Raw genomic sequence first — 7609 nt, forward strand, 5'->3', positions numbered from 1 at the left:
CAAAGAGCTGGTCGCATACCAAAGCAGGTCAGATGTAATTCTCTGAACTTCAGTAATCTTTGCAACAGAAGCGGGCCAAGATGCGATAGTTCGCTAATAGGAGCGTACGGCGGCTGTGCGGACGAAACGGACATTCCGGGCTACTGTATGTGGTTGTCATTTTCCTGCATAAGATCACCTGAGCGGACAATCAAATCGTTCGCCGTGTAGTAGAAAGCCGTCACAAAACTCGCATTTATTTGACATGCGATCTGTCTGCAAATTGTCGAAACGGCTCCCAACACTTGTTGGGAGCCGCACTTGTTAAAAATGGATGCAGTTGGAAAGTCAGGCGTGACCACCACCGATTAAGCCGATACCCGAAGTCAGACCGAACCAAGCTTTAACCCGTAGACCGACCGCCTTGATGATACCCATGGCCTGAATCCCGTGGGCGACAAGTGTTCCTTCCATTTCGCCTTCAAAATTGGTGGTGTAGGATTGTACAATGCAACCGCTACCTGGAACCAAAAGTTCGCGGTGCTCTGGGTGCACCAGGTCGAGATGCACAACGATCTGACCCCGTTTTGCCTTCTCACTGGGCTCAATCAGGCGACCGCTAGGCGCTAGCTGACCGGAAGAAATCTGCTCCTGAATACGTACGATCCTTGCAGGAAGAACGGTGTTGCGCATCGAGATGTTGAAGTTGCTTTCGCATGCCACCTCTGCGGCCATACCTTCGTACAGTTCGGTGCGAGAAACCTGTGAGAAGCCGGCTACGACACGTCCTTTCTCTACATCTTTTCGGTCGGGTACGATCAGCATTGCGGGGCTCATCGCAGCTTGTGCCGCGCGTGACCCAACGTTTAGGGTGACTTGTTCAACTACACCGTCGACAGAGTTGAGAGTCAGAGTCTTTGACAGCTCCACTTGAGCCTGCTTCAAAGATGCACGCGCTGATGCAAGTTGGGCGGGCAGAACAGCAGTTGCCTGAACTTTTGCCACACCAAGTTGCGTTTCGGAAGCCTCAACCTCGGCTTCTCGAGTGCTCAAGGTCGCCTGCGCGCGTTCCAGTTGACTTACTTGAAATGCCGCAGAGCCTTTTGCTTGTAGCGCCTCGTGATCCATGAGTACCAATTCGGCCTGCTCTCTGGCGGTGATCGCGGCATCCAGAACGGCCTGCGCGGTCTGGACTTGCAACTCAGCAGCCAATTTCGCGCTTTCGATCTCTTCAACTTTGCGCGTCGCGAGTTCTACGGCGGCTTGTTCAGAAGCGTTCTCGACGGCAAACAGCGGATCGCCCGGTTCTACCCGATCACCGCCCTTTACATAGATGTCTGTGACGGTTCCACCGTTCTCGGCAACGACCGGAACAGTTCTGAAAGGCACGAGGCCAGTGTAGGATTTAGGGTAGTAGTAGAACACGGCAAAGAACACGATCAGGGCCAGGACGAACCACATGAAGAGCGCCCGGTGAACATTGTACAGGGTGACTGGCAGCCCGCGCCATTTCAGATAAATCACGCGTAGGACAAACGGAAAAGATGTGACGAGAAGCTCAATCATTTTACCAACTCCTCTTTCGATGGACGCCACCACAACATGAAGTCGCGGGCGATTGCGGTCAGGATTAGGGCGCCCGGCAGTAGACTGCTGAAGTGGCTCAGGGCAGGCATCAACTCATACGCCAAGGCGACAGTGAGCATCGTCGGAATTGTTGTGCGCAGCGGAGTGCCGATTGACTTGTGTTCGGTGTAGCGTTCAAAGCGCGCATAGAGGTGTACGACCAGCAGGATCGCAAGGGCGAGAACGACCAAGCCGACCCATGCGTAGGTGTCGGTTTGATTGGGCGCGACCCACCATCTGGGATCACCGCTAGCAGCGAAGGCAGGAGTTGAGATGAGGCCAAGTACAGGCGCCATCAGGAACGCGGGTGGTTTCATTTTTCATGTCCTTTTGTAGCGCAGCCGCGCTGCGCGTGTAGATTTTCGGTGTTTGGAGAACTTCAATTCTCGGTTTGTTGTTGTGTAGGGTCTGAGGGCTGTTCCGGCGGGGTGTAGGGAGGGTCCCAGCGACGCCCATCCGGTGTTTTTTCACCAAGCGCCGAAGTGTGCAGGCCGTGGATGCTCTCACCGGACCATTCTTGTTTGGCGGAGTTTTGAATTGCCTTCAGTACGCGGTAGTACCTTGCGAAGTAGATCATGGTCATTTCCTTTCTGATGATCGGGACCTAACCGTCATCGCGTCCTCGATCCTGAGGGTTCTGGACATTTGTTATTGGCTTCTGGACAATTGCAGTGACTGCAGGGAGTTGCGTGCAAGTCAGGGGAGAACGCAAAAGTGCCACGCATCAGTGCTTACAGACTGCAAAATGTCGCGCTGCGTTATTCGCAAGAACCCGGCGCGCGGGTTCCGTTTCTTGAAGTCCTGGAAATGGCGGGGGCACCCTCTGATATCGTTGACAGCCCCGATGCCACTGTCGAGCTGCTGCATGAAGCAGGCGCCGTTGAAATTGCTTGTCGGGTTCTGGAAGACAAAACCTTCGCAGTGCGGGTTGGGCTTTCGGCGCAAGGTCCCGGAACACTTCTGACCTACATCGTGCGGGCAGCCGAAACGGTGGAAGACGCGTTGGCATTGACGCAGCGCTTTTACGCAATGCAAGACCCTGACCTGCGCCTAGACGTCGTGGGTGCACCAGATGAGCCAAAGATCACTCTGGAGAGCAGTATTATCCCAGCGCATCAATACCCTCGCCACCGCGAAATGCTGATATTCGGTCTTTATAAGCGAGTTCAACAAATCACCTCTGGCGGGCTTGCACCGATCTCTATCGAGTTAGAAACGGACGATGCGGAGCACTGTAGGCTGCTGGCGGATTTGGCGGGATGTGAAGTCTCAGGTTTCAAATCCGGATACGCCTTGGCTCTACCCCCAAACGGCATGAGTTTTCGGATACCAACGGCAGACCCCACTTTGTTGGGGCATTTACGTAGGCACGGGGAAGCGCAACTGAAGGCTCAGCCTGATGCAGTCCGTAGTCTGTCCGACCGCATTGTGGACATGCTCGGGGAGCGTCTTCCCGGACCGATACCAAACGGCGACGATATAGCCAAAGAGCTTGGACTGACGCGGCGCACTATGAGCCGGCACCTGTCGGCCGAGGGAGCAAGCTTCAAAGCACTCTTAGAAGGGGTGTTGTGCGATCTGTCAAAACGGATGCTTCGGAGTGGAGAAGGTGTTGCCCGCGTCGCTTTCATGCTTGGATTTGCGGATCAGGCCGCCTTTTCGGTGGCGTTCAAGCGCTGGACAGGTGAAACGCCTGCCAGATTCCGTAAAGCTGGCCGCTAGAGGGACTGGCACCGGGGATCGAAAGATGTCCAAGATCCACAAAACCTTGTCCCGTCTCCAAAAGAAAGCGGGCCATCGGGTCACCTAGTTCAATGGCACACAGCAGCCACGGTGGTTGCTAACCCAGAACAAGGATGAACCCTATGAAGACCTCGAAGAAATTCATTATCGCCCCGATCTCAGGCGCACTTCTGATCACCATGGCGGCAACAGCTCATGCTGACTATGTCACCGACAAGGCGATCAAGGGTGCAGTTGTCGGCGCCACTGTCGCCGGTATCGCAGGCGAAAGCATCGTGGGTGGCGCTGCAGCGGGTGCCGCAGTTGGTGCCGTGGGCGGTGCGATCCAGAAGGACAACTTCGAAGACGCGCAGGACGAAGCTCAAGAGCGTCGCGACGACTTCAAAGAAGAACACAAGGACTGGAACGACTAAAGTTTGATCACTAGTGAAATAGAAAAAGGAGAAACATAGCCGAACAAACCTGACCGGTCAGCATGCGCTGTTAGCATCCAGACGCAGTTTGACTGTCCATCCCGCACAGAACTCGTACAGTTTCTGATAGGTTGCCATCCGGCTCGATAAATGAGCCGGATGGCAACTTTGTTTTGGACCCTCAAGCGTCACACGTTTGAGGAAGCCGCGGTTCCGGACTTCAGTCGCCAATCTCGACCCCGGTATTGTCCAAAACCCAAAAACAACCGTCCAGAACCCAAATGAACTGATACAGGCAACAACCCAAATCCGGCTCATCTGAATGACATCGACGAGCTGGCAGCCGAGGTACTTCTGCTCACTGCCGCACTTTGCAACCCAATGCCAAAGGAAACGGCAATGAACTTATTCGCAAACTTTGACGCAGAGACTCTGGCACGCATCCAGTTTGCCTTTACTGTGTCGTTTCACATCATCTTCCCGGCCTTTTCTATCGGCTTGGCAAGCTTCTTGGCCGTTCTCAATGGCCTCTGGCTATGGCACAAGGACAGGACTTACCTCAACCTGTTCAACTACTGGAAAAAGATCTTCGCAGTTGGTTTTGCGATGGGTGTCGTGTCCGGGATCGTGATGTCGTACCAATTCGGTACCAATTGGAGCACATTCTCGGATACCGCAGGCCCTGTAATCGGGCCCTTGATGGCTTACGAGGTCATGACGGCCTTTTTCCTGGAGGCAGGCTTCCTCGGCATTATGCTGTTCGGTCGCGAACGCGTCGGTCCGAGCTTGCACATGATGGCCACAGCGATGGTCGCTCTTGGCACTCTGATATCGGCTACGTGGATCTTGTCGGTCAATTCTTGGATGCAAACCCCGGCTGGGTTCGACATCAACGAGCTGGGGCAGTTCATTCCCGTTGACTGGTGGTCGATTGTATTCAACCCGTCCTTCCCCTACCGCCTGACACACATGGTTCTAGCCGCCTATCTCACCACTGCATTTGTGGTGGCCGGGGTTGCGGCATTGCACTTGCTACGCCGCAATCGCACGGCTGAGGTCACTCGAATGTTCTCGATGGCAATGTGGATGGCCGTTCTAGTCACCCCTCTGCAGATCGTCGCCGGCGACCTTCATGGTTTGAACACACTGGAGCATCAGCCGCAGAAAGTGATGGCGATGGAGGGTCACTTCGACAGCCATCCCGAAGGTGCCCCACTGATCCTGTTTGGTATTCCAAACGAGGATGAGAAGCGCGTGGACTATGCCATCGCTATTCCGAAACTTTCGTCGCTGATCCTGAAACATGACCTGAACGCGCCACTTGATGGGCTGGACACCATTCCTGACGAAGAAGAACCCCCGGTTGCGATCGTCTTTTATAGCTTTCGTGTCATGCTCGCTATTGGCTTTGCCATGTTGGGTGTCGGCTTGTGGTCGCTTGTTCAACGGGTTCGCGGCCGCCTCAACGAAGATCGTTGGTTGCACCGGACATCCGTTCTTTTGGCGCCCAGTGGGTTTGTGGCGGTGCTGGCCGGTTGGATCACCACCGAAGTGGGGCGCCAGCCGTACACGGTGTACGGGCTGATGCGGACATCAGACTCCCTGTCACAAGTGGATGCGCCTGCTGTCGCAGCATCTCTTATAGCCTTCATCGTCGTATATTTCGCGGTTTTCGGAGCAGGCACGTTCTACATGCTGCGCCTCATGGGAAAACCACCTGTCGAAGGTTTCCAGCAAAGTCACAAACCCATTGAAGTCTCTACCTTGGCGGAGGCAGCGTAATGCTTGAACTTTCGACAATCTGGGCAGGTATCATTGCCTTTGCCGTTCTGACTTATGTGATCTTGGACGGGTTCGATCTTGGAATTGGAATCCTCTTTCCATTCGCGAAAACCGACAAAGATCGTGATGTCATGATGAACTCGGTCACACCGGTATGGGACGGGAACGAGACCTGGCTGGTCATGGGGGGCGGCGGTTTGTTCGCAGTTTTCCCGCTGGCCTATTCTGTGGTGATGCCTGCGATCTATATTCCCATCATCATCATGCTTCTTGCGCTTGTTTTTCGCGGTGTCGCCTTTGAATACCGGTGGCGAACGGTTCGCGGGCGTTGGCTGTGGGATGTTGCGTTTCACGGTGGGTCAACCCTGGCCGCCTTCGGCCAAGGCATCACGCTTGGCGCCCTGGTTCAGGGTATCCCGATCGAGGATCGGGTGTACGCAGGTGCACAGTGGGATTGGCTGACGCCGTTCTCTGTCCTATCGGGTGTGGCCTTGGTGATCGGGTATGCCTTGCTGGGCGCGACCTGGCTCAATATGAAAACAACGGGCGGAATACAGCACCAGATGCGTTCCTATGCACGTCCACTGATGCTCATGACGCTCGGGTTGATTGGCCTCGTCAGTCTTTTGACCCCGTTCCAAGATCCGATCTATCTGATCAGATGGTTTTCGTGGCCCGGTGTAGTTTTCTCTGTGTGTGTGCCGGCTGTTGTTGCTCTCATTGCTTGGATGCTTCATCGCGGCCTGAAGACACAGCGCGACTATCAGCCCTTCTTCTGCGCCATTGCCTTGTTCGTCGTGTGCTTCATTGGCATTGGGATCAGTTTCTATCCCTATATGCTACCCCCAAGCCTCACGATTGCCGAAGCCGCAGCGCCAGACAGCAGCTTGGCCTTTGCTTTGGTCGGAGCCGTCATTCTGCTGCCTGTGATCCTGGCCTACACCGCCTACACGTACTGGGTTTTCCGCGGAAAAATCGATCCAGAGGAGAGCTATCATTGAAACTGCTAAAGCAAGTATTCTGGTTCAGCGCAATCTGGTTCGGCAGCGTCTTGTGCCTAGCCAATGTCGCTTACGTAATCAGGTTGTTCATCACCTGAAATTGCAAAGATACCAATGCTCGCACGTCGGCATGTCCAGCTCGCGCAAACATTAGTCCAAGCGCCGAAAGAAACCCCGTTCCAGCTCACCAGATTTCCAATAACACGCGGCTGGCTGGGTCGTCTCAAACTTAACAATGCAAGGGGGCTGTAATGCTTTCTCGTCAAAAACAAATGTCTGTGCAGTGGGATCAGATTGACCCGGCTCTGCCCACTCTACCTAAGCAACAAAAGCTGGGCGATAGCCGCTCGTCTGGCATGTTGCCAAAGCTATTCACAGGGCTCCTTGCAGCAGGGTTTGCGACCTTCGTTCTATTGCCATTCACTTCGGCCCTTACAGGAACTGTTACGAAAGACCTCTTCCCAATTTTGGATATGTTGCTCGTCCTGCTCTCTGCGCTTGTCGTTTTTGCTTCCACAGCCGCAATAGTACTGAAAGGTTCAACACTGCGAGCCGTCCTTGGGCGAGGATTGGCCTCTCTCGGTGCAGCGCTTATCATTTCGCCCGTAGGGCTTTCGATCCTGTTCGCATTATACCTGAAAGACTGGGTATCGATCGTAGTAGACACGTCTATCGAGCAGGCGGGAAGAACAGCGATATCCCTGTTTGGCGGTATCTTCGTTGCCAATGCCCTCGTTATGGGATTGGCGTTTGGATGTTTGTCTTTGCTACTTGGGACCAGGCTAATGCAAAATCGTCCAAAACCACTCGTTTCGCTTTAGGCGAGTGAACTTCCGCTTTGGGCTCAGAGTAGCCGTTAGAGGCGACGCAGCATCCCGCAAGCGAAAGCCATTCTGCCCAAACAAGGAACGGCCCATAAGAAACATTCGCCAAGGTCTCCACCGCCGTAGTGCAACTGGCCACCAAGCGGGCCTTCGCTGCATTTGCAGCACTGATCACCATCAACGGCATCTGTGGGTGGCTCCTGCATTGCAAGTGTTTTCTGGTGATATTCGCGGTCTTTTT

General features: G+C 54.3%; 9 protein-coding genes. 5 read left to right on the plus strand and 4 right to left on the minus strand.

Annotated features, from left to right (window positions below):
• Window positions 1-327 precede the first annotated feature (327 nt).
• From RUE5091_RS21230 to RUE5091_RS23150, 3 genes are all read right to left on the minus strand, one after another.
• A complete protein-coding gene (locus RUE5091_RS21230; protein WP_058283944.1) occupies window positions 328-1545 on the minus strand; it encodes an HlyD family secretion protein in 1218 nt (405 codons plus the stop codon).
• Window positions 1542-1922, minus strand: a complete 381-nt coding sequence (locus RUE5091_RS21235) for a hypothetical protein (protein ID WP_058283945.1) — start codon at window positions 1920-1922, stop codon at window positions 1542-1544. Before RUE5091_RS21235 ends, RUE5091_RS21230 begins: the two co-directional genes overlap by 4 nt.
• A 62-nt stretch (window positions 1923-1984) precedes the next feature.
• Window positions 1985-2182, minus strand: a complete 198-nt coding sequence (locus RUE5091_RS23150) for a hypothetical protein (RefSeq protein ID WP_131726354.1) — start codon at window positions 2180-2182, stop codon at window positions 1985-1987.
• A 137-nt stretch (window positions 2183-2319) separates the two neighbouring features.
• Between RUE5091_RS23150 and RUE5091_RS21240 the strand changes: the two genes are divergently transcribed.
• The 5 genes from RUE5091_RS21240 to RUE5091_RS21260 all read left to right on the plus strand — a co-directional run bounded on the left by RUE5091_RS21240 (window position 2320) and on the right by RUE5091_RS21260 (window position 7365).
• The gene (locus tag RUE5091_RS21240; RefSeq protein ID WP_058283946.1) at window positions 2320-3327 is read left to right on the plus strand and encodes a helix-turn-helix domain-containing protein; all 1008 of its coding nucleotides are present in this window, start codon (window positions 2320-2322) and stop codon (window positions 3325-3327) included.
• Window positions 3328-3470: 143 nt separating this feature from the next.
• Entirely contained in the window at window positions 3471-3761 is a 291-nt protein-coding gene (locus tag RUE5091_RS21245; protein ID WP_058283947.1) for a glycine zipper domain-containing protein, read from the plus strand.
• 399 nt (window positions 3762-4160) lie between these two features.
• Window positions 4161-5543 carry a cytochrome ubiquinol oxidase subunit I gene (locus tag RUE5091_RS21250; RefSeq protein ID WP_058283953.1) on the plus strand — a complete coding sequence of 461 codons (1383 nt, stop codon included), beginning with the start codon at window positions 4161-4163 and terminating at the stop codon, window positions 5541-5543.
• Window positions 5543-6544 (plus strand): cytochrome d ubiquinol oxidase subunit II, encoded by a 1002-nt coding sequence (cydB, locus tag RUE5091_RS21255; protein ID WP_058283948.1) that lies wholly within the window; start codon window positions 5543-5545, stop codon window positions 6542-6544. The genes RUE5091_RS21250 and cydB overlap by 1 nt, the downstream gene beginning before the upstream one ends.
• A gap of 251 nt (window positions 6545-6795) precedes the next feature.
• Window positions 6796-7365 (plus strand): hypothetical protein, encoded by a 570-nt coding sequence (locus RUE5091_RS21260; RefSeq protein ID WP_131726355.1) that lies wholly within the window; start codon window positions 6796-6798, stop codon window positions 7363-7365.
• Window positions 7366-7400: 35 nt separating this feature from the next.
• Here the strand turns inward: RUE5091_RS21260 and RUE5091_RS23455 are convergent.
• The coding region (locus tag RUE5091_RS23455) for a hypothetical protein (protein WP_207383763.1) at window positions 7401-7609 on the minus strand (209 nt) is incomplete at its 5' end.

This window comes from Ruegeria denitrificans (assembly GCF_001458295.1).
Lineage (GTDB): Bacteria > Pseudomonadota > Alphaproteobacteria > Rhodobacterales > Rhodobacteraceae > Ruegeria > Ruegeria denitrificans.